This is a genomic window from Thalassospira sp. ABL2_045 (assembly GCF_056161285.1).
Genome location: NZ_JBSWYV010000002.1, coordinates 103,179 through 128,734, shown reverse-complemented (window position 1 = coordinate 128,734; position 25,556 = coordinate 103,179). Strand labels below are relative to the sequence as shown.

23 protein-coding genes are annotated in these 25,556 nt (G+C 54.3%); 14 read left to right on the top strand and 9 right to left on the bottom strand.

Annotated elements, in window-relative coordinates; translation table 11 throughout:
* Positions 1–43 precede the first annotated feature (43 nt).
* Both crcB and ACXAIA_RS04675 read left to right on the top strand, forming a co-directional pair.
* Positions 44–436 (top strand): fluoride efflux transporter CrcB, encoded by a 393-nt coding sequence (gene crcB, locus ACXAIA_RS04680; protein WP_475348338.1) that lies wholly within the window; start codon positions 44–46, stop codon positions 434–436.
* A complete protein-coding gene (locus tag ACXAIA_RS04675; RefSeq protein WP_475346495.1) occupies positions 433–1,536 on the top strand; it encodes an RluA family pseudouridine synthase in 1,104 nt (367 codons plus the stop codon). Before crcB ends, ACXAIA_RS04675 begins: the two co-directional genes overlap by 4 nt.
* 87 nt (positions 1,537–1,623) lie before the next feature.
* Here ACXAIA_RS04675 and ACXAIA_RS04670 read toward each other — a convergent pair whose 3' ends face one another.
* Positions 1,624–1,890 carry a hypothetical protein gene (locus tag ACXAIA_RS04670; protein WP_475346494.1) on the bottom strand — a complete coding sequence of 89 codons (267 nt, stop codon included), beginning with the start codon at positions 1,888–1,890 and terminating at the stop codon, positions 1,624–1,626.
* A gap of 232 nt (positions 1,891–2,122) precedes the next feature.
* Here ACXAIA_RS04670 and ACXAIA_RS04665 point away from each other — a divergent pair, with 232 nt between their 5' ends.
* Together ACXAIA_RS04665 and ACXAIA_RS04660 are read left to right on the top strand one after the other, a co-directional pair.
* A complete protein-coding gene (locus ACXAIA_RS04665) occupies positions 2,123–2,821 on the top strand; it encodes an HAD-IA family hydrolase (RefSeq protein WP_475348337.1) in 699 nt (232 codons plus the stop codon).
* Positions 2,808–3,281: an SRPBCC domain-containing protein gene (locus ACXAIA_RS04660; protein WP_475348336.1), complete on the top strand. Its 474-nt coding sequence runs from the start codon at positions 2,808–2,810 to the stop codon at positions 3,279–3,281. The genes ACXAIA_RS04665 and ACXAIA_RS04660 overlap by 14 nt, the downstream gene beginning before the upstream one ends.
* Here the strand turns inward: ACXAIA_RS04660 and ACXAIA_RS04655 are convergent, their stop codons facing one another.
* Positions 3,282–3,932, bottom strand: coding sequence for an HAD family hydrolase (locus ACXAIA_RS04655; protein WP_475348335.1), 651 nt, complete (start codon positions 3,930–3,932; stop codon positions 3,282–3,284). It lies immediately after the preceding gene.
* Between the two features lie 229 nt (positions 3,933–4,161).
* Here ACXAIA_RS04655 and ACXAIA_RS04650 point away from each other — a divergent pair, with 229 nt between their 5' ends.
* Positions 4,162–4,986, top strand: coding sequence for a dienelactone hydrolase family protein (locus ACXAIA_RS04650; RefSeq protein ID WP_475348334.1), 825 nt, complete (start codon positions 4,162–4,164; stop codon positions 4,984–4,986).
* A gap of 80 nt (positions 4,987–5,066) precedes the next feature.
* Here the strand turns inward: ACXAIA_RS04650 and ACXAIA_RS04645 are convergent, their stop codons facing one another.
* The 3 genes from ACXAIA_RS04645 to ACXAIA_RS04635 all read right to left on the bottom strand — a co-directional run bounded on the left by ACXAIA_RS04645 (position 5,067) and on the right by ACXAIA_RS04635 (position 8,060).
* Entirely contained in the window at positions 5,067–5,837 is a 771-nt protein-coding gene (locus tag ACXAIA_RS04645) for an ABC transporter permease (protein ID WP_475346489.1), read from the bottom strand.
* A 278-nt stretch (positions 5,838–6,115) separates the two neighbouring features.
* Positions 6,116–6,901, bottom strand: a complete 786-nt coding sequence (locus ACXAIA_RS04640; RefSeq protein WP_475348333.1) for an ABC transporter ATP-binding protein — start codon at positions 6,899–6,901, stop codon at positions 6,116–6,118.
* A 136-nt stretch (positions 6,902–7,037) separates the two neighbouring features.
* A complete protein-coding gene (locus ACXAIA_RS04635) occupies positions 7,038–8,060 on the bottom strand; it encodes an ABC transporter substrate-binding protein (RefSeq protein ID WP_475348332.1) in 1,023 nt (340 codons plus the stop codon).
* A gap of 285 nt (positions 8,061–8,345) precedes the next feature.
* Here ACXAIA_RS04635 and ACXAIA_RS04630 point away from each other — a divergent pair, with 285 nt between their 5' ends.
* Both ACXAIA_RS04630 and ACXAIA_RS04625 read left to right on the top strand, forming a co-directional pair.
* On the top strand, positions 8,346–9,059 hold the full coding sequence (locus ACXAIA_RS04630; RefSeq protein WP_475348331.1) for an ATP12 family chaperone protein: 714 nt from the start codon (positions 8,346–8,348) through the stop codon (positions 9,057–9,059).
* A 430-nt stretch (positions 9,060–9,489) separates the two neighbouring features.
* A complete protein-coding gene (locus tag ACXAIA_RS04625; protein ID WP_475348330.1) occupies positions 9,490–11,652 on the top strand; it encodes a diguanylate cyclase in 2,163 nt (720 codons plus the stop codon).
* 40 nt (positions 11,653–11,692) lie between these two features.
* Here the strand turns inward: ACXAIA_RS04625 and ACXAIA_RS04620 are convergent, their stop codons facing one another.
* Positions 11,693–12,658, bottom strand: coding sequence for an ABC transporter ATP-binding protein (locus tag ACXAIA_RS04620; protein WP_475348329.1), 966 nt, complete (start codon positions 12,656–12,658; stop codon positions 11,693–11,695).
* Positions 12,659–12,998: 340 nt separating this feature from the next.
* Here ACXAIA_RS04620 and ACXAIA_RS04615 point away from each other — a divergent pair, with 340 nt between their 5' ends.
* The 7 genes from ACXAIA_RS04615 (at position 12,999) to ACXAIA_RS04585 (ending at position 21,607) form a co-directional block, all read left to right on the top strand.
* Positions 12,999–14,531, top strand: coding sequence for an acyl-CoA carboxylase subunit beta (locus tag ACXAIA_RS04615; protein ID WP_475348328.1), 1,533 nt, complete (start codon positions 12,999–13,001; stop codon positions 14,529–14,531).
* A 21-nt stretch (positions 14,532–14,552) separates the two neighbouring features.
* Positions 14,553–16,553: an acetyl-CoA carboxylase biotin carboxylase subunit gene (gene accC / locus ACXAIA_RS04610; protein WP_475348327.1), complete on the top strand. Its 2,001-nt coding sequence runs from the start codon at positions 14,553–14,555 to the stop codon at positions 16,551–16,553.
* Positions 16,554–17,117: 564 nt separating this feature from the next.
* On the top strand, positions 17,118–18,812 hold the full coding sequence (locus tag ACXAIA_RS04605) for a methyl-accepting chemotaxis protein (protein WP_475346480.1): 1,695 nt from the start codon (positions 17,118–17,120) through the stop codon (positions 18,810–18,812).
* A 295-nt stretch (positions 18,813–19,107) separates the two neighbouring features.
* Positions 19,108–19,842 carry an HAD family hydrolase gene (locus tag ACXAIA_RS04600; protein WP_475348326.1) on the top strand — a complete coding sequence of 245 codons (735 nt, stop codon included), beginning with the start codon at positions 19,108–19,110 and terminating at the stop codon, positions 19,840–19,842.
* A complete protein-coding gene (locus ACXAIA_RS04595) occupies positions 19,835–20,218 on the top strand; it encodes a DUF1244 domain-containing protein (RefSeq protein ID WP_475348325.1) in 384 nt (127 codons plus the stop codon). Before ACXAIA_RS04600 ends, ACXAIA_RS04595 begins: the two co-directional genes overlap by 8 nt.
* Before the next feature lie 39 nt (positions 20,219–20,257).
* Positions 20,258–20,572, top strand: a complete 315-nt coding sequence (locus ACXAIA_RS04590; RefSeq protein ID WP_475348324.1) for an acylphosphatase — start codon at positions 20,258–20,260, stop codon at positions 20,570–20,572.
* Positions 20,573–20,755: 183 nt separating this feature from the next.
* Complete coding sequence (locus ACXAIA_RS04585; protein WP_475348323.1) at positions 20,756–21,607, top strand: 5'-nucleotidase, lipoprotein e(P4) family; 852 nt, start codon at positions 20,756–20,758, stop codon at positions 21,605–21,607.
* Between the two features lie 66 nt (positions 21,608–21,673).
* Here ACXAIA_RS04585 and ACXAIA_RS04580 read toward each other — a convergent pair whose 3' ends face one another.
* Genes ACXAIA_RS04580 through ACXAIA_RS04570 form a run of 3 tightly spaced genes read right to left on the bottom strand, consistent with a single transcriptional unit; the run spans position 21,674 to position 24,817 of the window.
* Positions 21,674–23,086 carry an FAD-binding oxidoreductase gene (locus ACXAIA_RS04580; RefSeq protein ID WP_475348322.1) on the bottom strand — a complete coding sequence of 471 codons (1,413 nt, stop codon included), beginning with the start codon at positions 23,084–23,086 and terminating at the stop codon, positions 21,674–21,676.
* 31 nt (positions 23,087–23,117) lie between these two features.
* Positions 23,118–23,816, bottom strand: coding sequence for a hypothetical protein (locus ACXAIA_RS04575; protein ID WP_475348321.1), 699 nt, complete (start codon positions 23,814–23,816; stop codon positions 23,118–23,120).
* Positions 23,817–23,818: 2 nt separating this feature from the next.
* Complete coding sequence (locus ACXAIA_RS04570) at positions 23,819–24,817, bottom strand: L-threonylcarbamoyladenylate synthase (protein WP_475348320.1); 999 nt, start codon at positions 24,815–24,817, stop codon at positions 23,819–23,821.
* Between the last annotated feature and the right edge of the window lie 739 nt (positions 24,818–25,556).

Sequence of the window (25,556 nt, the reverse complement as noted above, 5' to 3'; positions counted from 1 at the left end):
TTCACACGTGACATTTCAGGACTGAGGGAATAGGTTCCGCGCCATGCAATTTTCACCGTTGTTAATCGCATCCATTGCCTTGGGCGGCGCCATTGGTGCCGTTGCGCGTCACAGTGTGTCCGTCATGATGGGCTCGGTGATGGGTACTGGATTTCCCTGGGGAACGCTGACGGTCAATGTCGTGGGCTCATTCCTGATGGGGGTGCTGATCGAGGTTTCCGCCCTGAAACTTTCCATGGGGCTGGAAACGCGCGCACTCCTCGTGACCGGTTTTCTGGGGGCGTTTACGACTTTTTCGACGTTCTCGCTGGATGTTGCGACCTTGTATGAACGGGGCAATATGGGGCTTTCGGCCCTCTATGTTGGTATTTCCGTGGTGGTCGGCATTTCGGCATTGTTTGGCGCTATCGCGCTGGTAAGGGGTATTCTGCAATGAGTGGTGTCACTCTGCGCAAGGTCAAGGCAGACGAAGCCGACATTCGGCTTGATCGCTGGTTCAAGCGCAACTGTCCCGAATTCACATTCGGTCAGGTCCAGAAATTCCTGCGTGGCGGTCAGATCCGTGTCGATGGTAAACGCGCCAAGGCCAATCAGCGTGTCGAACCGGGCCAGGAAATCCGCGTGCCTCCCGTACCGGTCATGTCGGGCGGTGGCACCGGTCCGTGGTCCGAAGATGGTTCGGGCTATAACCCGGCCGAAGTCCAGCAACGCAAACAATCGGGCCCTGCCAAGTCGGATGCCTCCGAGGCAGAGCTGCAAGCCCTTCGCGATTCCGTCATTTTCTATGACGAGCTGGTCCTTGCGATCAACAAGCCCGCCGGTCTTGCCGTGCAGGGCGGAACCAACACCAATGTCCATGTCGATGGCATGCTTGATGCGCTCAAGCTTGATAGCAAGGAACGCCCGAAGCTGGTTCACCGTCTCGATAAGGATACCAGTGGTGTCTTGCTGCTCGCCCGTTCGGCATCGGCGGCCCATGCCCTGACCAAGGCATTCAAGGACAAATCCACCCGCAAGCTTTACTGGGCGATTGTCACCGGCGCGCCGGCCGAGCGCGAAGGCATGATTGACGCACCGCTTGCCAAGATTTCCGGCAAGGGTGGGGAGAAAATGGTAATCGACGAGAAGCTCGGAAAGTCGGCACAGTCCGTCTTCCGTCAGCTCCATCGCGCCGGGCGCAAGGCCGCTTGGCTTGCCCTGTCACCGCTGACCGGTCGTACCCACCAGCTGCGCGTCCATTGCGAGGCGATTGAATGCCCGATCCTGGGGGATGGCAAATATGGCGGGGCAAAGGCCTTTCTCGATGGCCTGTCCAACAAGATGCATCTGCACGCGCGTGCGATTGATTTCCCGCACCCGGTCACCGGACAGCGCGTCGTGATCGAGGCGCCTGTGCCTGAACATTTTGCCGAAACGCTCAAAAAGCTTAATTTCGATCCGAAAACGCCGACGAAATTCCTGACACCGGAAATTCACCGTGAAAAGGAAGAAAAGCCCAAGCCAAAGGCAAAGCCGTCGCGTTCGCGCAAGAGATAGCTTGGCGCCAGATAGGACCAAAAACCGAAAAGCCGACGCAGTGCGTCGGCTTTTTCGTCCTCGTGATCAAACGGCGTTGAAACAGAACTAGGTTTTTTCTTTGTCGAAACGCTTGATGAACGTGTCATAGACCCGGTTCAGCTGTTCGGCGTGAACCTTGTTGCCCATGCGTTCACAGATGTCGGCCTGGCCCTTGATCATCACGGCAAGCTGTTTTCGGCCGTGTTTTGTGTGCACCATGCACTCACCCTCCTCAAGGGCGGTGACGAGTGGAATATGCTCACATTCAGCAATAGCAAGCACTTCCTCCTCGGTGAGGTCGCTGAAGTCGATGCAGTCGCGAAGTGTAAGCATGATCTACCTCCTGTCGCAGAGAGCCTGTCATTATCAGCCAGTGCTCTGTGGGCCAGAATTCAATTATAGCGCGCATACGGTTGTAGAAAAAGGTAATACAAAATTCATTTGTAGTTTCCAGCGCTTCCCGCAAAGCACAAAAATCGGCATCTAATTCAACCGAGGGAGACTCGATCTTTGATCTGCTTTCGATTAGTCTCCGCGTTCCAAAATCGAGTATGAAAGACCCCACATGACCAATGATCCGCTGAGACTTGTGATTTTTGACTGCGACGGCACGCTTGTTGATAGCCAGCACGCCATTGCACATTGCATGGATCATGCCTTTGCCGAGCACGGGCTGGATTGCCCGGGCCTGGAAAACACGCGCACCATCATTGGTCTGAGCCTGCCAGAGGCGATCACAAAACTCGCAAGCCCGGCACGGGTCGATGATGACGTGATCGCAGCGGTCACCGCGGCTTACAAGAATGCCTTCTTTACGCTCCGCCAGACGCCTGATTTCCACGAGCCGCTTTTTCCGGGCGTGCGCGAAGTACTTTCCGAACTCGATAGCCGCCAATGGCTAAGCGGCGTTGCCACCGGCAAGGCGCGCCGGGGTCTTGATGCGGTTCTGGCCCGCAATGAACTTGAAGGCCGGTTTGTTACCTTGCAGACCTGCGACAACCATCCGTCCAAACCCAACCCCGCCATGCTGGTCGCAGCCCTCGAGGAAACCGGCGTGGATGCACCCAATGCGGTGATTGTTGGCGATACCAGCTATGATATCGAAATGGGCCGTGCAGCTGGCATGATCGCGGTCGGGGTTGATTGGGGCTATCATGATGTCGATACGCTCCATAAATCCGGTGCGCATGCCGTCATCAGCCACTTTGATGAGCTGGCCGCCGCACTTGATGAAATCTGGGAAATCAACCGTGACGCCGCTTAAGAACCCCGAACTTGCGCCGATCCGCTTTGAATTGACCCTGGCCGTCGATCCCGATGATGCCTTTGAGGCCTTCACATCGGGCTTTGGCGACTGGTGGCCGACCGATACCCATTCGATCTCCAAAAAGGATTGTGAGACGATCGAATTCAATGCCGGTGTCGGCGGCGAAATCATCGAACGGGTCAAGGGGCAGGATGATATTCCCTGGGGGCGTGTAAGAAGCTGGCATCCCGGCGAACATCTGTCCTTTACCTGGCATCCGGGCTGGGGCGAGGGGGATTTCACCCTGGTCGAGCTATCCTTTGATCTGAACGATTTTGGCCGCTGCGTGATCCGCCTTGAGCACAAGGCATGGGAAAATGTCGGTGATATCGCACCGGCCCTGCGCGAAGGCTACCTCAAGGGCTGGGAATTTGCCTTTGGCGAATGCTTTGGCAACTACCTGCGCCAAAAACGCTAATCAAAACAGCCGGTATTCAATAAGTTCACGCTGCAATTTCACCGGGTCGCGGAACCAGTGGGTGATAAAGCCCAGCTCGCGCGCCTGCTGAATATTGCGCTCGCTGTCATCGATAAACAGGGTCTCACGCGGATCCAGTTCAAACCGCGAAATCGCCAGATCAAAAATCCGCGGATCGGGCTTGGCGAGCTTCTCCTGACCCGAGACCAGAATGCCTTCAAAATGATCGAGGAACCCAAACCGCTCCAACGCATGCGGCCAGGTTTCCGCCGACCAGTTGGTCAGGGCAAACAGGCGTACCTTTTCACGTTTTTTCAGGTCATCAAGAACCGCAACCGTGCGCTCAATCGCCCCGCCCAGCATTTCCGGCCAGTGTTCCTGCCATGCCGCGATCTGATCCTGGTAATGTGGGTAGCGATGCTGAAGGTCGGGGATGGAATTGGCAAAGCTCAGCATCCCCTGATCATGCAGATGATTCCAGTGCGGATGGCAGACCTCGCTCAGAAACCGCTCCATCTCCGCATCATCCTTGAACATCTTGCGATATAGATAGCGCGGGTTCCAATCAACAAGCACACCCCCAAGATCAAACAGAACCGTTTCGATATCGCGCATGTTGTCTCCGTCTGGCTTGGTGTGGGTGATTTGCATTGCCGCGCCCTGTTAAAACAGGTGCGGTGCCGACGCGCAAGCAGCAGTTGCGTGACGAAACGATGCTATGATCCTTGTCACAAGAGGCACCGTACAGAAACTTGAACAAAGTGAAAGCGCGGCAGTTAGGTGTATGATGACGGTAATGTCATTTGCCAACACCCCCAGCGCGCGCAAATGATGGTGATACGGGACAAACCCGAAATCAGGAATAAGAGGAGGCTTGAACATGTGTACGCTAGATGGATGTGGCTCCCACGAACATCTCGGCCCGCCGCCCAAGGCGACCGATGAACAACGCAGACTGTTTCTGAAAGGGGCTGCTGCCCTGCCTTTGGCCGTTATTCTTGCCGACCCGATGCTGGCCCATGCCGCGGGTCACGGGCTTGATAAAGTGACCATCACCACGCCCGAAGGCGATGAAATGGTTGCCGAAATTGCCATGCCGCATACGCTTCCGGCGCCGACCGTTATTCTGATCCATGAATGGTGGGGGCTGAATGACCATATTCGCGCGGTGGCGGCTGAATATGCCAAGCAGGGCTACATTGCCCTCGCGGTTGATCTTTACGGCGAACCGCCGGCCACGACCCCCGATGGGGCGCGTTCCCTGATGTCGTCGATGGATCCGGTGGTTGCGACCCGCAAATTGCAGTCCTCGGTCGAGTTTCTTCGAAATCACAAGGATTCAACCGGCAAGGTCGGCTCGGTCGGCTGGTGCTTTGGCGGTGGCTGGTCGCTCAATACGGCACTTGCGACCGATATTGATGCAGCTGTGATCTATTACGGCAATGTCAACAAAACCCCGGAACAGGTCGCAACCTTGAATGCGCCGATCATGGGCCATTTCGGCACCCTGGATAAAAGCATCAACAAGGAAATGGTCGACGGGTTCGAAAAGTCGCTGCGTGTCGCCGGTAAGACGGATTACGAGTTCTTCTGGTATGACGCGGATCACGCCTTCGCCAACCCGACCGGTGGCCGCTATGACAGCGACGACGCCATGCTGGCCTGGGAACGTACCATGGCCTTCTTTGACGAACATCTCAGTTGATCAGTGCGAATAGTATGACGACAGAAGGCCGGGGAAATCCCGGCCTTCAATTTGTCTAATGATTTTGGGTGCGCCCGGGATCAGTTGGTCTGATTGCCGCGGTTGGCCCATCGGGTGGAGCGGCGCTCGATCACGTTAAAGATCTCATACATCGCAATCCCCATCACCGCGATCACCAGCAATCCGGCAAAGACCAGCGGCATGTTGAATTTCGACGAGGCCGAAAGCATCAGATAGCCAACACCGACATTCGACGCCACGGTTTCGGAAATGACCGAACCCACAAAGGCCAGCGTGATCGCGACTTTAAGCGATGCAAAGAAATACGGCATTGCACGTGGGAAGCCGACCTTGATCAGGATGTCACGTCGGGTCGCGCCAAGGGACCGCAAAACATCGCGCAGCTCCGGCTCAAGCGTGGCGAGGCCGGTGGCAACATTGACCACAATCGGGAAGAACGAAATCAGGAAGGCGGTGATTATCGCCGGTACCGTGCCGATGCCAAACCACATGACCAGAACCGGGACAAGGGCGACTTTCGGGACCGAGTTAAACCCGACCAGAAGCGGATTGGCCGCGTCATAGATCGCCCGGCTTGATCCGACCAGCGCGCCAAGCACCACACCAAACACCACGGCAATGGCAAAGCCCGCAAGTGTTGTATAAAGCGTGTGATAGGCATGCATCCAGATCGCTTCATGGAACTGCCAGCCGACAATGATGCTTTCAGACGGGGTCGGCAGGACATAGGGCGGAATGTTGAAAATCCGCACAATCAGTTCCCACAGAACGAAAAGCCCGATGGCGCTGAGCCACGGTGTTGCTTTGCTAAGGTTCAATTTCTTTTTCATGACTTTTCCTGCCTCATACCAAGGAGCAGTGATAATGAACGTTAGAGACGCATTCTCTCGGTTCCCGGCTAGGAGCGGCTCGCGTAGCGATGCTTGGTATCGGAAGCGGAATGCGACGCAGTCCGGGGGCCGAGAGAATGCGCCGTTCCGGTCGCGCAAGCCCCCCTTCGAAGGGCGTCAGCAACCCTTGCCGATGCAATATATCGCCTGCGGGTCGCTTCCTACTCGACGGAGCGCTTGCACGATCTCTATCGATCATTATCACTGCTCCTTGGTATTTATGATTCTCGCACGTCACGAATGTGACCGCGCAATTCGTGGACAAGATCGGTGAAAGGCTGGGTAAAGGTCGTTTCCTGGTCCCGCGGACGGGGCAGGGTGTTTTCACGCTCGACAAGGATTTTACCCGGGCGTTTGGACATCACATAGATGGTGTCGGCAAGATAGGCCGCCTCACGCAAATCATGGGTGACCAGAATAACCGTGAACGGCTTGATCATCCAAAGGTTCTGCAAGATGTCCCACAGTTCTTCGCGGGTAAAGGCATCAAGTGCGCCGAACGGCTCATCAAGCATCAGAAGATCCGGCTCATGGATCAGCGACCGGCACAACGATGCGCGCTGCTGCATGCCACCGGAAAGCTCCCAGGGGTATTTGTTTTCATGGCCTTCAAGCCCAACCGTCGCCAAAAGCTTGCGCGCGCGCTCTTCATATTCCGCGCGATGCTTGCGCAGGCGGTGGCGGTGCGGTTTGACGATCTCCATCGGCAGCAGGACGTTATCAAGGGTCGTGCGCCACGGCAGAAGGGTCGGGTTCTGAAACGCCATGCCAACGATCTTGAGCGGGCCGGAAACTTCCTTGCCATCAACAATGACGCTGCCCGCAGACGGCGGCATCAGGCCGGAAACCAGTTTCAGCAAGGATGACTTGCCGCAGCCCGACGGACCCACAACGGCGATGAACTCACCCTTGTCGATCTTCATGTTGGTGGTTTCAAGCGCCAGATCATCGCCTTCACTATAGCGAAGCTTGACGTCATTGAGTTCGACGAAGCTATTGGACACTGCAGTTATTCCCCCTGCTTGGCCTTGGTCCTGACCGCGGGGTCGGACCCTGTATCTTTATTCGTTATCCGTTTGCACGGGCAGATGAAAAAAACGGGGCAGCCAGACTATCTGACTGCCCCGTCTCAATTGGTGATTACTTCAGCATGCGGTCTTCAGCTGAGGGCATGAAAGCATCGGTATAGATGTCATCAACAGACGGCTTGTTCTCGAAACCGAATGCCAGGGCAACCTGATCGATGGCCTTGGCCATACGGTCCGCTTTGACAAGGCCCATGCCTTCTTCAAGGGTTGCCGGGGTGATGACGTTTTCATCAATCGCCATCTGCAGGCGCTGCTCTTCAAGGTCCGGATTGATCAGCGGGTCCGCTTCTTTAAGTGCTTCGATGGCGGCTGCCGGATCGGCAATCGCAGCGGCCCAACCTTTGACCACACCGCGCAGGAAGCCTTTAAGCTCTTCCGGATGGTTTTCCATCATGTCCGGCGATGCCAGGATGCCGTTGCCATAGAAGTCCATGCCAAAGTCTTTATACATGAAGACGGTCAGGTCATCCTTGGCAAGACCCTGCGCCTGCAGGTTCAGGATCGAGGTGAAATAGTGACCGGAAATCGCATCCACATCACCACGGACCAGCATCGGCTCACGTAGCGGCGGGTCCATGCTTTCCCAGGTCACAGCATCCAGATCAAGGCCGGTGGCCGATGCAAATGCCGGATACAGTTTGCGCGATGCATCAAATACCGGCGCGCCAAGGGTCTTGCCCACAAGGTCTTCCGGTTTGGTGATGCCTGAATCTTTTTTCATGAACAGCGCGAACGGCGGGCGGTCATACACCATGAAGATCGACTTCATGGCACGATCCGGGTTGGATGCGTTGAACTCGACCAGCGAGTTGATGTCGGCAAGCGATACGTCATACGCACCGCTGGCAACGCGGGTGATCGCACCGACCGAACCGTTGCCCGAGTCAATGGTGACATCAAGGCCTTCATCTTCGAAATAGCCGTTCTTCTTGGCCAGAAGATACGGCGCTGCCGGACCTTCGAATTTCCAGTCGAGCGAGAATTTGATTGCCATGTCAGCCAGCGCGCCATGCGCGCCCAGTGCAACTGCCGCACCGATGGCGGCGCCCAAAAGTCGGTTCGTAAGCGTGGTCATGTCTAAAGAAGCCTCCTGAATGCGGATCGATGATACAATCCAGCCACCTGATAAAAATCCAATGCGCACTTAGCAATGGTTATGCCATCTCGCCAATGCGCCCGCTTTGTCGCGGTTTTGTAACCTTCACCGAGCAGAGTAGTGGTGTTTATTATTTGGTCAATGGGGCAATTTGATCAAAAATTATACAGGAATTCTTGATAATCGCTCATTTCACACGCGTTATCTGGCAAATTGTGTGGCAAACCCCTTGCGCAAATCGCTGCTTTTGGGCATATGGCGGTCATGCTTACACAATCAATCAACCGTTTCTACAAAAAGGCCGATGCCGCTGTTGACGACAGCGGGGCGGGCTGGCGCGTGCTTCTGGATGGCCGTGCGGTGAAAACCCCGGCCAAGGCCGATTTCCTGCTGCCGTCCGAAGTGCTGGCACGTGAAATTGCCTCGGAATGGGATGCGCAGGGCGAAAAGATCCAGCCATCCACCATGCCGATTATGCAGCTGGCGGCGACCGCGATTGACCGGGTGCGCCCGAACCGCGATGCAGTGATTGCCGAGCTGACCGGTTATGGCCGCTCAGACCTGCTGTGCTATCGCGCGTCCTACCCCGAAGATCTGATCGAACGCCAGGCCAAGGCATGGCAGCCGCTGCTGGATTGGTCCAAGAATGATCTCGGTGTGGCCCTGAATGTGACCGAGGGCGTGATGCCGGTTTCCCAGGATGATCATGCGCTGATCCGTCTGCAGGATCATGTCGAAAGTCTTGATGACTATTACCTGACCGCTCTTCACAGCCTGACCACGGTGTCGGGCTCCGTGATCATTGGTCTGGCCGTCATGAACAAACAGATTGATGCCAAGACCGCGTTTGACGCCGCCCAGCTTGATGAAGAATACGCCATGGAAAAATGGGGCGAGGATGACGAGGCCATCGCACGCCGCGATCGCCACCGGGCAGAACTTCTGGCTGCGGGACGCTATCTCGAACTGCTTGGCTGATTCGCAAATCACGGCCCAAAAAGGTGACCCCACCCAAAGGAGCAGGTTTCTGCTCCTTTTTTTATGGTCGTTTTGCATGGGTTTTTGGCATGGCAGCATGTTCGACTATCGAAGGGATTGAACCGGTTGTATTCCAATTCAATATGTTAGCAAGTCCCACCCAAATTTGTTGACGGCAAGCCCGCAAATCTGCTTTTCATCAACCAGCAATAGGTATAAATATTGGCCTATACTTTGGTATCGTGATTGCAAATTGGTCAGTCAGGGTCTGAGCCTGCGCGGAACTTTTGAAATAGCGGAATATGTATATCGCATTTCGCAAAAGCAACCGGGACGCGCAGTGGGTTGGACAGAATGACCGGTTTCACTCAGGGGACGCCGTTTCGGCGACAGGATGAATTTGGCGGTAAACTTGACCAAACAGGCAGGAATGAACGCGGCGCCGGAAACGGTGCCCGTATCGATTCTGTATGAGTTTTCCAGGAATTCGCCGTCGCGTAACTTCGTGGGCTGTGGCATGCTTGGCCTGTTGGGCTATGATCTGGCCGCGGGCGATTTTGACCCGGCACAAGGCTGGGTACCGCTGCTGCATCCCGAAGACGTTGCGAAGTTCGATTTCCCCGCAAAGGACGCCGTCCCTGAAGGCACAAAACGACGTAACATGCTCCGTCTGCGCCATAAGGATGGTCATTGGGTGCTGGTTGAAGATTGCTCGGTCATTCGGGCAACCCCGTCGGATGATGTTATCACATCTGGCTGCATGACCGGACGCGATGGCGCGCCAAGCCTGGTTGCGGGAAATGGTATCAGCGATGTGTTGGCCGCCAGCGACAATCTGCACAAACGACTGCTTGATTCCCTTGCCGAAGGCGTTGTTGTGCATGATGCGACTGGCGCGACTGTCGAGTTCAATGATACCGCGCTTGAGATTCTCGGTCTGAGCGCAGATGAGCTGACCGGCAAGGTTATCGTGCCCGACGGCTGGGGTTTTGTGCGCGAAGATGGCACGCCGCTTACGCGCGAAGAATTGCCGGGCAGCACGGTGCTTGTCACGGGCGAACGCGAATATGGCGTGGTTCTGGGCGTCAATCGGCCCAACGGCGAATTTGCTTGGATCCGTGTGAATGCCGAACCCCTGCATTCCGCTGACAGCGGAACGCTTGACGGCGTCATTGTGTCCTTTGCCGATATCAATGATGTCAAACAGGCCGAAGTCGCGTTCCGTGAGCGTGAATTGCTCTATCGTCAGATGTTTAGCAACACCACGGCCGTCAATATTCTGGTCGATCCGGATGATGGCCGCATCGTTGATGCCAGCTATGCTGCAGAAATGCTGTATGGCTTTGGCGAAGGCGGTCTGGTCGGGCGGACCATTCCTGAACTTGATGTCGATGGCGCGCCTTCATTGCATAAACATGTCGCCGAAGTATTCGAGCACGGCACCTTGTCGTTCGTTGTGCGCCACCGTCTTGGCAATGGCGATGTCCGCAAGATTCAGGTCCATGCCGGCGTGATCGAACTTCATGAACGCAAATATATTCACACCACCAATGTCGATATTACTGAGCGTGAGCATTATGAAACCATGCTCAAGGATGCCAACTGCAAGCTCGGCGAGGAACGCCAGCGCCTGAATGAGATCATCTGGGGCACCAATGCCGGGACCTGGGAATGGAACATTCAGACCGGCGAAACCCGCTTTAACGAACGCTGGGCGGAAATCATCGGCTACACGCTCGAAGAGCTTGCCCCCGTCAGCATCGAAACCTGGATGGCCCATTGCCATCCCGAGGATTTCGAAAAATCCGGGGCGCTTCTGCAAAGCACCTTCAACGGCGAGACCGATCACTATCAGTGCGAATGCCGCATGCGCCACAAGGATGGCAGCTGGGTCTGGGTGCTTGATCGTGGCAAGGTCGTTGAATGGGACGAAGACGGCAAGCCGCTGCGCATGTCGGGCACCCATGCCGATATCACGCCGTCCAAAACGGTCGAGGCCGAAATTCGCCGTCTGGCCCAGACCGATCAGCTGACCGGTCTCTCCAACCGTCATCAGTTCAACTCGATGCTGTCCCAGATCATTCAGATCAACAAGCGCTTCGAAAAGAACATCGGTCTTCTGTTGCTGGATCTCGATTATTTCAAGGCCGTCAATGACAGCTTTGGTCACCCGGTCGGCGACAAGCTTCTGATGGAGGTTGCTGAAATCATCAAGCGCAATTGCCGCGAGGCTGATGTTGTCGCCCGCCTTGGCGGTGATGAATTCGCCGTGGTTCTGCCGCTGATGGAAGATGTCCGCGATGCGGCCATTCCCGCCCAGCGGATTATCGAGGAAGTCTCACGCCCGCGGATCATTGATGGCAACGAAGTGCATGTCGGGATCTGCATCGGCATCTCGACCTGCACGGATCAGACCGGCAACGCAGAATCCATCTATCGCGATGCTGACAAGGCGCTTTATCGTGCCAAGAATTGCGGCCGCAACCGCTATTGCTTCTATGTCGAGGGTGACTGCAATGATTGCAACACGATTGACCGTGAACTGTGTGGCCGCAACGCCCTGCATGCCCCAGACAAGTCTGTCGCCGAGTAGGGGCAGCTTATCAAGGCTGCCACACCCCTTCTAAATCCCCTTACTGCATCCAGCGCGCGATCATTTTGTGCTGCACTGCGGCCTGTGCGGCCACCCGGTAATAGGACAGCAATTCGCGCATGGGCGATGACATGCGATCAAACCCGGAAATGAAGGCCACAATGATACCGACCGATGTCTGGCCCTGGATCACCAGATAGCCACCGACAAACAGCACGCAAAGCGGCGCGAAGGCATTGAGCAGATTGATCAACGCCTTCATGCCGAATTTCAGAACGAACAATTGCATGCGGTTGTCAAACAGCCCGGTAATGCCGCGATTGATCGGGCTGAGCTGTTCGTCGTCGGATTTATCCGATGAAAGGTCTGCCAACTCGTCGCTGACCTCGCGCATCTTGTCCACACGCTCTTCGATCAGGGCATTGATGCGTTTCTGGATCACCGGCACGAGGGCCACCTGCGGGATCAGCGCGATCACCCCGATCAGGCCAATCATCGGCTCGACACTGATCATATAGCCCAGGCCAAAGATCAGCATGCCGCTATTGACCACCGGCTGTGACAGGCCATCGCCGACAAACCCGCCAAGCTTCTCGATCTCCGATCCGATGATCGAAACCGCCCGCCCGTTGCTTTCATCGTCGCTGCCGGCCTGATTATGGGCGCGCAAACGCGTCAGATGCTTGCGGTTATACTGGATCGCACTTTCACTGAGCCACCCTTCATAAATCCGCAGCACATATTTAATCCCGCCATGCACGACAATCAGGCCAAGATAAACCGCCGCCAACGTGATCAGAAGATCATAATCCTGCGGTGTAATCGCGTTATCCACAATCCGGCGCTGCAGCTCGATCGGCGCAATGCCAAGGGCTGCGACAATGACGGCAAGGCTGCACACCACCACCTGATGCCAGCCACTCATCCGCCAGACATAGCCCCAAAGGGAGCTGGCAGGGCGATCATCGCCGGTTTTTTCCGGATTGCGGGGGCTGAATTTCAACATGGGCTCAAACGCTTAGGGGTGACGACAGGTATGAAGTATACGCACTCTGGCTGTCCCGGATCAGGGACCGTAGCAGTATGCACCACTATCTCAACGTCTGAGGTGGCGAAATGATCCCGTGCGGGGGTGCTGCTGCCTGCAACTCTAGACTTTAGTCCAGCCCATTCACATATATCGCGATGACGTTAGGGAAATCAGGTGTTTACGCGCTATTCTCGACCTCTGTCAGAACAGCAAAAATAATTGGCATTCCAGTACCGAATAATGCTATTTCATTCTCGAGACGCGCACATTGGCCCGAAATGTGCCCAATGGCCGATCACAGCAAGGAAGACGCAACATGCAGGATATTGTCGCCAAACTCGAAGCGAAGCGCGCCGAAGCTGCCATGGGCGGTGGCCAGCGCCGCATTGATAATCAGCACAAGAAAGGCAAGCTCACCGCACGTGAACGCCTTGATGTGCTGCTCGATGAAGGCTCCTTCGAAGAATGGGACATGTTTGTCGAACATGATTGTGTGGATTTCGGCATGACCGAAAACCGCATTCCCGGCGACGGTGTCGTCACCGGCCACGGCACGATCAATGGCCGTCTGGTCTTTGTCTTTTCACAGGATTTCACCGTTTTCGGTGGCGCGCTTTCAGGCGCCCACGCGCGCAAGATCGCCAAGATCATGGATCAGGCGATGAAGGTCGGCGCACCGGTGATTGGGCTGAATGATTCGGGCGGCGCACGTATTCAGGAAGGTGTCGAAAGTCTTGCCGGCTATGCCGATGTGTTCCAACGCAATGTTGAAGCATCCGGCGTCATCCCGCAGATTTCCCTGATCATGGGCCCCTGTGCCGGCGGTGCGGTTTATAGCCCTGCCATGACCGACTTCATCTTCATGGTGAAAGACAGCTCCTATATGTTCGTCACGGGTCCCGATGTGGTCAAAACCGTGACCCACGAAGAAGTCACCCATGAACAGCTGGGCGGGGCATCGACCCATACCAGCGTGTCGGGTGTAGCCGATCTCGCATTCGAGAACGATGTCGATCTTTTGCTTCAGACCCGGCGTTTCATGGACTTCCTGCCGCTGTGTAACAAGGAAGAGCCGCCTGCGCGTCTATGCGAAGACCCGATCAAGCGCGATGACTTCTCGCTCGATACCCTGGTGCCAGAAAATCCAAACATGCCCTATGACATGAAGGAACTGATCACCAAGATCGTCGACGAAGGCGACTTCTTTGAAATTCAGGCCGACTACGCCAAGAACATCATTGTCGGCATGGCGCGCATGGATGGCCGCACCGTCGGTGTCGTTGCCAACCAGCCGATGGTGCTGGCCGGTTGCCTTGATATCGACAGTTCCAAAAAGGCCGCGCGCTTTGTGCGCTTCTGCGATGCCTACAACATTCCGATTGTCACCTTTGTCGATGTGCCGGGCTTCATGCCAGGCACCGCACAGGAATATGGCGGCATCATCAAACACGGTGCCAAACTGCTTTACGCCTATGCCGAGGCTACCGTTCCCAAGGTTACGGTCATTACCCGTAAGGCCTATGGCGGGGCGTATGACGTGATGGCGTCAAAGCATCTGCGTGGTGACGTCAACTATGCCTGGCCGACCGCCGAAATTGCGGTGATGGGGCCAAAAGGGGCGGTGGAAATCATCTTCCGGGCGGATATGGACAATCCCGAAAAGATCGAAGCCCGCACCGAGGAATACCGCGAAAAATTCGCCAACCCGTTTGTCGCGGGCCGCAAGGGGTTCATTGATGATGTCATCATGCCGCATGGCACACGCCGCCGCGTTTGCAAGGCGCTCGGCATGCTGCGTAACAAGGACATCAAGAACCCTGAAAAGAAACACGGCAACATTCCGCTGTAAGACAAATTGGGAGAGATAAAAATGTTTAGCAAGATCCTGATTGCCAACCGCGGTGAAATCGCCTGCCGTGTGATCAAATCAGCCTGGAAAATGGGCATCAAAACCGTCGCAGTCTATTCCGATGCCGACAAAGCCGCCCTCCATGTTCAGATGGCCGATGAGGCCGTCCATATCGGCCCGGCGCCATCAAATCAGTCCTATCTGATCATTGAAAACATCATCGAGGCCTGCAAATCCACCGGGGCCGAGGCCGTTCATCCGGGCTATGGCTTCCTGTCGGAAAACCAGGCCTTCGCCAAGGCGCTTGATGCCGCCAACATTGCTTTCATCGGCCCGCCGAACGGTGCCATTGCCGCGATGGGCGACAAGATCACCTCGAAAAAGATCGCGGCCGATGCCGGCGTTTCGACCGTTCCCGGTTTCATGGGCGTCATCAAGGACACTGATGAGGCCATCAAGATCGCCAACGATATCGGCTATCCGGTGATGCTCAAGGCCTCCGCTGGCGGCGGTGGCAAGGGCATGCGTATCGCGCGCAATGACGCCGAATGTCGCGAAGGCTTTGAGCGTGCAACCTCTGAGGCCGCAAGCTCCTTTGGCGATGACCGCGTCTTTGTCGAAAAATTCGTCGAAGAACCGCGCCATATCGAAATTCAGGTGCTGGCCGATAAACACGGCAACGCGGTCTATCTTGGTGAACGTGAATGCTCCATTCAGCGCCGCCATCAGAAGGTCGTCGAAGAAGCCCCGTCGCCCTTCATTGATCCCGCCACCCGCAAGGCCATGGGCGAACAGGCCGTGGCACTGGCAAAGGCCGTTGATTATTGCTCGGCCGGTACCGTGGAATTCATTGTCGATAAGGACAAGAACTTCTACTTCCTTGAAATGAACACCCGTCTTCAGGTCGAACACCCGGTGACCGAACTTGTCACCGGTCAGGATCTTGTCGAATGGATGATCAAGATCGCCGATGGCGAGACACTGACGCTCAAACAGGATGACGTCACACTCACCGGCTGGGCCATGGAAACCCGCGTCTATGCCGAGGACCCCTTCCGCGAATTCCTGCCCTCCACGGGCCGCTTGGTGCGCTATCAGCCGCCAGCGGAATCAGACACCGTGCGTATCGATACCGGCGTCTATGAAGGCGGCGAGATTTCGATGTTCTATGACCCGATGGTCGCGAAATTGATCACCTATGGTGATAACCGTGAACAGGCGATTGGTGAAATGCGGCGCGCCCTTGATGGCTATTACATTCGCGGTATTTCGCACAACATCCCGTTTCTGGCCGCCGTCATGGCCAACAAACGCTTCCAGAGCGGCAACATCACCACCAACTTCATCGCCGAAGAATACCCCGATGGTTTCTCGGCCGATGATCTGCCCAATGATGATCCCGCGACCCTGATCGTGGTTGCAGCCTATATCAACCAGCGCCTTGCCGAACGCAATGCCGGCATCACCGGCCAGGTCAGTGATCATCCGCTTGACGTCGCCGAAAGCTGGGTGGCCGTCAGTGGGGATGACCACACGCCATTCGATATCGAGTTCGACGGTGTTAACGGTGATTACATCGTTGCCATTGATGACCGCAGCTATGGCGTCGTCTCGGACTGGAAAATCGGCGATCCGATGTTTGTCGGTGAAATTGACGGTGCCCCGGTCTGTGTGCAGATCGACGTCGAAGGTGTCGGCTACAAACTCGCCGCCAATGGTATTCAGCGCCACTTCAAGGTCATGTTGCCCCGTGTGGCAGAGCTGCAGAAACTGATGCCGTTCAAGGCCCCGCCAGACATGTCGAACTTCCTGCTCTCCCCGATGCCGGGTCTGCTCGTCAAGGTCTCCGTCGAAGAAGGCCAGACCGTTCAGCCGGGCGAGGAGCTCTGCATCCTTGAAGCCATGAAGATGGAAAACGTCCTTAAATGCGAAAGCAAGGGCGTGGTCAAAAAGATCCACGCCGAACAGGGTGCCAACCTCTCGGTCGATGCCATCATCATCGAGTTCGAAAAAGACGAATAGGTTTGGGGACTGTCCCGAAACACAGAATTATATTTTTGAACAGGTCGGTTGAGCGACGCACCGCAGAATTGCGGTGCGTTTTTTTGTGTTCAGCATTTCAGAAATTAGTCAATTAGGAGTATTTGCATTGAATGTTATACCTTTATCTATTTGAAATATAATGATTGTTTCCATTTGGATGTGATATTTGGGTTTAATTTTTTGAAAACTAGACTATAGTATGTGTCTTGCGAGTTTAAATGAAGGTACGCCTTCTAGGTATGGCTAGGGTCAGGACCTATTAATTTGATTTGAATGGCAGACGTTATATTTACGAAATCCAAGGAAAAGCCCGCCGGTCGGGTCGGCATCCCGGACAAGGGATTTGACGCTGGAGTTTGCAAATAAAACGTCTGTCCTCCGGATTAAACGGATTTGCACGGGCTACTTTGTCGTAAAACTTTGAAAGATAAATATCTTCCTGCAGTTTTACTCCGCGTATCCGCACAAATCTGTTTAACCATTCAAACCAAATTAATAGGTCCTGACCCTAGGCTTTCATCATTGGAATGATTCGGGGGATTTATGAAAAATTTGAAGATTCACCTCAAATTGGCTTTGCCACTGGGATTGCTGGGTATTGCTATTGCAATCATTACGGGGGTGTCGGTTTACGCGCTTAGTTCCCTCGACAAAACCACAACGCAAATCACCAAGCAGGATGCGCCATTGTCACTTGGCGCTCTGGATGTAAACAGAATGCGTGTTGCTTCTGCAATGACTGCCAGAAACGTTCTTCTGGACATTGTGGCGGAAAAGTCAGACGAGCAAATTGAGAAACGCACCAACGCTTTTACATCCGCTGTAGACTCTGCGGCCGCTCGTTTGAACGGGCTTCTTTCCTATGATCTAACAGAAGAGCAGCGAAGCTGGGTTGTTGAGGCTGAAAAAGGTCTCGTTAATTTTAAGGCAACGATCCTAAAGGGTATTGATGCTGCCAGAGGAGGTAATATTGCGCTGGCATTTGAATATCTCGATAGTAGTGGCCCGATCATCAAGGAAGAATTTAACTTCTACCTGAACAAGCTTCAGGAACTTGCAAAGAACAATTTGGCGGCGTCAACCGATTTGGCGCATGATCGGTATGTAACGACGACTGCTATTTTGATTTTATCCGCAGTAGTTGGCCTTTCACTGTCTCTCGCTGTTGCTGTTTATATTGTTCTTTCTCAAGTATCGCGTCCTATAGGTTCGGTGGCCAAGATGATGGAGGATGTGGCCGAAGGTAATTTTGATATTGATATTGCTGGTGCAGAACGCCGTGACGAGATTGGTTCGTTGCTGCGTTCGTTGCAGTTCTTCAAGAAATCAGCTCAGGAGGCACGTGAACTTCAGGCGCGTGAACTCGAAGACCAGAAAGCGCGAGCAGAACGCGCCAAAGCCATCGAGGCGATCGCTGCGAACTTTGAAACGTCTGCTATTGAACTGGTTAAAGGCGTCACCAAAGCTGCAAATGACGTTAGTGAAAGTGCAAACTACATCAGCGAAACAGCAGAAAAGACCTCAGAACAGTCGAACAATTCTTCTGCAGCGGCTGAGCAATCATCATCCAACATTCAGACAGTGTCTTCCGCAACCGAGGAGCTAAGTGCATCTGTCTCCGAGATCGCTCAGCAGGTATCTGATTCAACTGCGATTTCAAGCTCTGCTGTTGCACAGGCATCTTCTAGTGAGCAACTGGTTAAAGGGCTTGCTGAGTCTGCAAACCGGATTGGTGATGTGGTGTCTCTTATCAACGATATTGCGTCACAGACAAACTTGTTGGCCCTCAACGCCACCATCGAAGCGGCGCGCGCCGGGGAAGCAGGCAAAGGGTTTGCGGTTGTTGCTAACGAGGTGAAGAGTCTTGCAAATCAAACCTCGAAGGCAACAGAAGAAATCAGCAGCCAAATTTCACGCATTCAATCGGAAACAGGGGATACCGTCACCGCTATTCAGGAAATCTCGGAGACGATAAATCGCATCAGCTCCATCGCGACAGCAATTTCCTCTGCTGTCGAAGAGCAAGGCGCCGCAACTCAGGAAATTGCCCGAAACGTTTCTGAATCTGCGGGGCGAAGTCAGGAAGTATCCTTCGGAATTCAAGAGGTCGCCAAAGCGGCTAAAGATACCGGTGACGTCTCTGGCTCTGTGCTTGCCGCTGCTGGCACGATGAATGAACAGGCAGAGAATATGGAAAAACTGATCTCCAAGTTTCTTGCTGACCTTAAGGCAGTCTGATTGAGGTTCATCTTAGTCTTAGTCAAATAACTTTGAAAGAAGCACCGTTTCGCGCGGTGCTTTTTTCTTTTAATGAGCGGACCTCCGGATCAATTGTACGCAACCTGTTCAAGCACTTGCGTTTTCAAGGGCTTTCGGAACAGTTTCGCGCATAATAAATACAGATAACGGGGCTTTACGGCGGGTTTGCGCTGCCATATGGTCGTGAATTGAGGCCGTAAATCCCAAACCACTTTGATTGCCAACGCTTTCACCGTGCCTATGGCCATCCAATAACAAGAAACGAGGCGTAAGAATGTACAAGCTGATTGCTTTTGATGGCGACGATACCCTGTGGCATAACGAGCCGCTTTTCCGTCAGGCCCATGTCGAACTGCGCGAAATGCTCAGCCACTATGTGGCGGCCGACGAAGTTGATGATCGCCTGTATCAGGCCGAACTCGAAAACCTTTCCATTTACGGCTATGGCGTGACGGGCTTTACCCTGTCGATGATCGAAACCGCGATTGAACTTTCCAATCGCAAGATCAGTGCCGAGGACATCCACAAACTGGCCGAAATCGGCAAATCGATGCTGCGTGCGCCGACCCGCATCATTGACGGGGCCGAAGCCGTGCTCAAACGCTATGCCAAGGATCCGAAATGCAAGGTGGTTCTGATCACCAAGGGCGATCTGATCGCTCAGCAGCTCAAGATCGACCGTTCCGGCTTTGAAGACCTGTTTGACGGCATCGAGATCGTCTCGGAAAAGGATCCGCTGACCTATCGCAACATCTTTGGCCGCTATGGGGTTGAGCCCGAAGATGCGGTCATGATCGGCAATTCGATGAAATCCGATATCCTGCCGGTCCTTGCTTGCGGTGCGGCAGCGATCCACATTCCCTATGAAATCACCTGGGTGCATGAAATGGTCGATCAGACCGAGATCGACAATGCCAGTGTCATTACGGCCGAAACTATTGCCGATGTGCCCGGCATTATCGAGAAACTTGAACAACAAAGAACAGCTGGGAGTATGGAACATGTCTGATTGCGCCGGTTCTGAAATGTCCACCGAGGCCGTCTTGGCCAACGGCCCGGCAGCCGATCTTGATCCGCAAACCAAACTGGAACTCGAAGCCGCTGCCTTTCGCGGGCTGGTCACCCACCTGCAGGACCGCAAGGATGTTCAGAATATCGATCTGATGAACCTTGCGGGTTTTTGCCGTAACTGCCTTGCCAAATGGTATCTGGCCGCAGCCCGCGAAAAGGGTGTCGCCATGGATTATGATGGTGCGCGCGAAGTCGTCTATGGCATGACCTATGACGCCTGGAAGGACAATTATCAGGCGCCTGCATCCGAGGAACAGAAACAGAAGTTTCAGGACACCGCCCATCTGCATGCCAAAATCCCCGGCGCGAAATAAGCGCCCAAATACGCAAGCCGCAAGGGAGGACGCCCGTTCATGACAGATACAAGCCCCGACCCGTCAACGGGTGACGGCAGCATCGCCGTTCATGCTCGCATCGAAGGCCGGGTCCAAGGTGTGTGGTATCGCGCCTGGACGGTCGAAGAAGCCCGCAAGCGCGATCTCACCGGCTGGGTGCGCAACCGCAAGGATGGCTCGGTCGAGGCCGTCTTTTGCGGGCCGGTCAAGGTCGTACAATCCATGATCGGGGCCTGTCACCAGGGCCCGACCCATGCGCGCGTTGATCGCATTCACGAAGAACCCGCCCTTGAGGACGGCTACACGTCCTTTGAAAAACGCCCGACCGCATAATCCGCGTTAAAAAACGCTGTGCGTTCAATCAATTGGCGTCTTTATCAAATACCGGACAAAAGCCTTTTTCAGCAGGAATGTTGAAAAAGGCTTTTTCTTTATCGCAGTGCGGTGGCATGGTTATGCAATCCTGTCTGCATGGTCAGTATCCATGCAGCCCGGAAATCAACAGGGAGACTACATATGACTTTTATCGCAAAATCATTTGGCGTGGCGGCCATTGTCGCGACCAGCGCCCTTGTCGCCTTTGGCGCACAGGCAGAGCCGGAACAAAATGATGGCCTGAACGGCACGCTGTGGCTGCAGACCTCGGTCGAATACAAAACGACCGCCATGTCGGTTTATGCCGGTGCCACCCGTTTGCTCGATGCCGCCATCGGCGATCATGACTGGACCGCCGCCCTTGAGCAGGATGGCAACTATTCCGCCAAGCCGCCGGCGGTTATCCTTGATGTCGATGAAACCGTTCTTGATAACTCCGCCTATCAGGCCTGGGTTGTTGCCGAGAAAACCCATTACAGCTCCAAGACCTGGGCAGCATTCGTCCATGACATGATTTCGACCCCGACCCCGGGTGCGCTGGAATTCACCAAGGCGGCGGCTGCGCGCGGTGTTGAAGTCTTCTATGTCTCGAACCGCAAGGCACCGGAAGAAGAGCCGACCATCGAAAACCTGAAAAAATTCGGCTTCCCCTATGCGGATGAAAAGCACGTCATGCTGCGGGGTGAAATCGAAGAATGGGGCTCGAACAAAACCCCGCGCCGTGCGGACGTGACCGAAGACTACCGTGTGATCATGCAGTTTGGTGACAACTTCGGTGACTTCACCGACGAAATTGATGGTTCGATCATCGAACGTCTCGAAGTCATGGAAAAATACGGCAATTACTGGGGCGAACGCTGGTTCATGCTCCCCAACCCGAGCTACGGTTCCTGGGAATCGGCTGCCTTCGGTGGTGATTGGGGCAAGTCCGGCGACGAACGTCGTCAGGATAAAATCAACGCCATGAACCCGTGGGAAGGCCCGGCGGAATAAGGTTTCTGCCAATATGTATTCTGGAACGGGTGTCCCATCGGGGCACCCGTTTTCTTATGTCGGCAATCAGATGATCTTGCCGGGGTTAAGCCGGTTATCAGGATCAATGGCGGCTTTGATCGCACGCAGAAGTTTCATCTTTTCCACGCTGGCATAACGCGCCAACTCGTGACGTTTAAGTTGCCCGATGCCATGCTCCGCACTGATTGATCCGCCAAGATCGGCAACGATGTCGTGAATGATCGCGTTCAGGCTTTCCCATTTCGCAAGATACTCCTGCTTGTCCATGGTGGCGGGCTGGCTGAAATTGAAATGGATATTTCCATCCCCGACATGGCCAAACGGGCAGGGGCGAATATCGGGAATAAGGGCGTCGGCTGCCGCCATGCCGCGTTTGAGAAGATCAGGCACCCTGGATACCGGCACCGACACATCATGCTTGATCGATCCACCTTCAAAGCCTTGTGCTTCCGGGATGCCTTCGCGGATCGCCCACAGGTTTTTGCGCTGCGCCTCTGACTGGGCGATGGTCGCATCCGTCGCCAGCCCGATCTCGACCGCTTGCCCCAAAAGATCAACCAAAAGGGTCTGCAGATCATCATTCGGGCGTGAAGAGGTCAGCTCGATCAAAACATGCCACGGCGTTTTGGTCGCAAGCGGCCGTGTCAGGTTCTGAAGGTAGGTGACCGACAAATCATGGGCAAAATCACTGATCAGCTCAAAGGCCGCAATGCCATCGCCGGTATGACGGCGCGCAAGGGCCAGAAAATCAATCGCGCATGCGGGCGAGGGCACGGCAAGCCAGGCAGTGGCGACATGTTTGGGCTGGGCAAACAGCTTCAGCGTCGCCTTGGTAATGATGCCAAGCGTGCCCTCCGCACCAATAAACAGATCACGCAGGTCATAGCCGGTATTGTCCTTGCGCAGTTTTGATAGCCCATTCCACACCGTGCCATCGGGCAACACAACCTCAAGCCCAAGGCAAAGATCGCGCGCATTGCCATAGCGAATAACGTTCAATCCCCCGGCATTGGTCGCAAGGTTCCCGCCAATCTGACAGGTGCCCTCAGCGCCAAGTGACAGCGGAAACAGCAAATCCTGCTTTTCGGCGGCGTCCTGAATGGTTTGCAGGATCGCACCGGCCTCAACCGTCGCGGTGAAATCACGGTCATCAATCTCGATCACGCGATTCATGCGCTTGAGATTGATCAGAATTTGTTTGTCCCCGGCAACTGCCCCGCCGCAACGCCCCGTATTGCCACCTTGCGGGACAACCGCAATGTCATGCGCGGCACAGACGGCAACCGCCTTGGCGACTTCCTCTGTGCTGGCCGGAAACAGGATAATCTCGGACGTACCGGTGAACTTGCCACGCGCCTCACTGTTGTGGGCGGCCAGAACGTCACTTTCCATGCTGAACCCTTTGGGCCCAAGAGTATCCTGAAGTTCCTTGACTGCAGAGGTTGGCATTGTTGGCATAACCCAATTTCCCGTCGTGCTTATGTAGCCTTTAAGAAAAATGGAGAACTACCTGTGAGTTCTCAAGAACTTCAACTCTATTCTCAAATTTTTCTAAGGGAATTTTTACGGCAATATCAGATAGATCACCTAACTCGATTGCGATTGGTTGATCTACCCTGGATGTTATACCTATTCGATATTCATGTTGCCATGCAAAGTTCTGAGGTTTTTTAAAGCAATTCATTTTTCCTGAGTATTGTGCAGTGTCAATGTATTCGACAATGCCATGACGGTATGCACCTATAGTTTCTTTTTTTAGTTCATCATCGAATGCAGCGTGTAGACGATCAAAAAATATCTGAGTATTAGTGATTAAAAACGCTGTGTCGCCGAATTCGGTTACGCGATGTGAAAATATTTTCAAATCATCTCTTATTTCTGTCTTATCTGACAAAAATGACATGCAAAATATATGAGTTACATTGAACTCGTCATCTTGAGGCATATACAGTTTTACTGGGCCGGCGAGTTTTCCAACCGATTTTCCACTTACCTCCAGCTTCACCTCATGTGGTTGGTAAACATGAGTAAGATTCTCGAAGTCGTCACCTCTAAGACTCCCATCCTTTATCTTCGAAAAACTCGTGATAGGATTGAAGTATAGTTTGCCGGTTTCCCTAAGCTGGTCGATGAATTCTTCTGTTGAAAAGCGTACCAGGGCAATCATACGACGAGTGTCATCTTGCATCGCTACTTTATCGCGTGCTGGTTGTCTCGCGGTGCCGCGGCCCGTTTCAGGCGGTCATTGATCGCAATGCCCAATCCGTGATCGGGGATCGGCGCAATCGCAATCCCGTCAAAGCGGCTTTGATCGGCTTCATGCAGCTTGGCAAACAGGTTGGTGGCGGCCTCAATATCATCGCCGGTTTTTGACAGCCACAAGACCGCATCAAACCCCTTGGTGGTGCAATCCCCAAAGCCCAGCAGCACTTCATTGCCATACGTGGCCGGGTCGGCACGGGTGGCCTCAAGCCGCACCGGCAGACCCGGCGCATAGTGACTGCTGAGCATGCCGGGGCTTTTGGGGGCTGTATCATCGCTTTCGGCCATGACAACATCGGTGCCGAGTAATTCTGAAACCTGATCGGCCGTCACCCCGCCGGGGCGGAGCATCACCACCCGGTCCGTGGTCAGGTCAATCACCGTGCTTTCAAGCCCGACGCCACACGGCCCACCATCCAGGATCATGCCAATCGCATCCCCCAGCGACCCTGCCACATGCCCCGCCGTGGTCGGGCTGATCTTGCCAGATCGATTTGCAGAAGGTGCTGCAACCGGGCGCCCCACCGCACGCAACAATTCTCGCGCCATCGGATGGGCCGGCACCCGCACCGCAATGCTGGGCAGGCCCGCGGTCACCAGATCACAAACACCACTCTCAGTCTTGCGCGGCAAAACCAGCGTCAGCGCACCCGGCCAAAACGCCGCGGCCAGTTTATCGGCACGCGCATCAAACTCGGCATGCTTGGCGGCGGCATCGCGATCGGGGAAATGGCTGATCAGCGGATTGAAGCTCGGGCGTTGCTTGGCGGCATAGATTTTTGCCACCGCATCGGCATTGGTCGCATCCGCACCCAGCCCGTAAACCGTCTCGGTCGGAAAGGCCACCAACTCACCGGCGCGCAGCTTGGCTGCCGCCTGACTAAGGGCACCTTCGGAATAGGGACGGATGGTAAGGGCTGGCGACATGCAACAATCTCAAGGAATATAAGCTATTGAGATACCTAGCGATGATGCAACTTGAAAACAAGTTTCTTTGGTTGTCAATTCCAAAAACTCTCTATTTTTGGAACAGACAGACTTTCAGGAAGGGCATAGCATTGTTGAAATCAACCGAAACTGTCGGTCTGCAAAATGTTGTATCTTCGACTATTTTTGAAAGCTTTTGCTCTCAGCTCTGGTATTGCCCGACCTACGTTTCTCGTTGACCTTGTCAAAGGATTGGCAGGGTAGCTTAGGGTTCAATCAATATTACAAATAATAATCTTCAGAAAAAAAGACGTACTAACTGACGTACAATTTCTGAAAGGGCAGCGACAACGATAGTAATAAAGTGATCTTTAGTTTCGGGCAAGCCATGTGTCTGTCCTATCAGACATCGCGATAACCTCCGGTTATTCTCCTCGCGATGAAACTAACAATAAAAGGTTAATGATCTCTGGCTTTGTTAGGGATTTCTTACTAAATTTTTTTAAAAAGCGAAGAGCCGCCATGAAAATGGCGGCTCCAATTTACGCTCTAGCCCTGTCTCGCCCCGCGGTGGTGAAACTGGACCGCGTCGCCGTGATTCCGGCGGCTATTTACGTCACCTACACTCTGTGTGGCGATAAATTATGTATAGCGCAAAATACCCGGAAAGTCAATGAAACCGCGGCATGGCGGCGTTTTAACCTTTGTTGGAAAATCGCCAATTGCCATTGGTGCAATG

What these genes read in the sequence shown, in the direction of transcription:
- crcB (WP_475348338.1), top strand. Translation starts at nt 44, where the DNA reads ATGCAATTTTCACCGTTGTTAATCGCATCCATTGCCTTGGGCGGCGCC.
- ACXAIA_RS04675 (WP_475346495.1), top strand. Translation starts at nt 433, where the DNA reads ATGAGTGGTGTCACTCTGCGCAAGGTCAAGGCAGACGAAGCCGACATT.
- ACXAIA_RS04670 (WP_475346494.1), bottom strand. Translation starts at nt 1,890, where the DNA reads ATGCTTACACTTCGCGACTGCATCGACTTCAGCGACCTCACCGAGGAG.
- ACXAIA_RS04665 (WP_475348337.1), top strand. Translation starts at nt 2,123, where the DNA reads ATGACCAATGATCCGCTGAGACTTGTGATTTTTGACTGCGACGGCACG.
- ACXAIA_RS04655 (WP_475348335.1), bottom strand. Translation starts at nt 3,932, where the DNA reads ATGCAAATCACCCACACCAAGCCAGACGGAGACAACATGCGCGATATC.
- ACXAIA_RS04650 (WP_475348334.1), top strand. Translation starts at nt 4,162, where the DNA reads ATGTGTACGCTAGATGGATGTGGCTCCCACGAACATCTCGGCCCGCCG.
- ACXAIA_RS04645 (WP_475346489.1), bottom strand. Translation starts at nt 5,837, where the DNA reads ATGAAAAAGAAATTGAACCTTAGCAAAGCAACACCGTGGCTCAGCGCC.
- ACXAIA_RS04635 (WP_475348332.1), bottom strand. Translation starts at nt 8,060, where the DNA reads ATGACCACGCTTACGAACCGACTTTTGGGCGCCGCCATCGGTGCGGCA.
- ACXAIA_RS04630 (WP_475348331.1), top strand. Translation starts at nt 8,346, where the DNA reads ATGCTTACACAATCAATCAACCGTTTCTACAAAAAGGCCGATGCCGCT.
- ACXAIA_RS04625 (WP_475348330.1), top strand. Translation starts at nt 9,490, where the DNA reads ATGAACGCGGCGCCGGAAACGGTGCCCGTATCGATTCTGTATGAGTTT.
- ACXAIA_RS04620 (WP_475348329.1), bottom strand. Translation starts at nt 12,658, where the DNA reads ATGTTGAAATTCAGCCCCCGCAATCCGGAAAAAACCGGCGATGATCGC.
- ACXAIA_RS04615 (WP_475348328.1), top strand. Translation starts at nt 12,999, where the DNA reads ATGCAGGATATTGTCGCCAAACTCGAAGCGAAGCGCGCCGAAGCTGCC.
- accC (WP_475348327.1), top strand. Translation starts at nt 14,553, where the DNA reads ATGTTTAGCAAGATCCTGATTGCCAACCGCGGTGAAATCGCCTGCCGT.
- ACXAIA_RS04605 (WP_475346480.1), top strand. Translation starts at nt 17,118, where the DNA reads ATGAAAAATTTGAAGATTCACCTCAAATTGGCTTTGCCACTGGGATTG.
- ACXAIA_RS04600 (WP_475348326.1), top strand. Translation starts at nt 19,108, where the DNA reads ATGTACAAGCTGATTGCTTTTGATGGCGACGATACCCTGTGGCATAAC.
- ACXAIA_RS04595 (WP_475348325.1), top strand. Translation starts at nt 19,835, where the DNA reads ATGTCTGATTGCGCCGGTTCTGAAATGTCCACCGAGGCCGTCTTGGCC.
- ACXAIA_RS04590 (WP_475348324.1), top strand. Translation starts at nt 20,258, where the DNA reads ATGACAGATACAAGCCCCGACCCGTCAACGGGTGACGGCAGCATCGCC.
- ACXAIA_RS04585 (WP_475348323.1), top strand. Translation starts at nt 20,756, where the DNA reads ATGACTTTTATCGCAAAATCATTTGGCGTGGCGGCCATTGTCGCGACC.
- ACXAIA_RS04580 (WP_475348322.1), bottom strand. Translation starts at nt 23,086, where the DNA reads ATGCCAACAATGCCAACCTCTGCAGTCAAGGAACTTCAGGATACTCTT.
- ACXAIA_RS04575 (WP_475348321.1), bottom strand. Translation starts at nt 23,816, where the DNA reads ATGCAAGATGACACTCGTCGTATGATTGCCCTGGTACGCTTTTCAACA.
- ACXAIA_RS04570 (WP_475348320.1), bottom strand. Translation starts at nt 24,817, where the DNA reads ATGTCGCCAGCCCTTACCATCCGTCCCTATTCCGAAGGTGCCCTTAGT.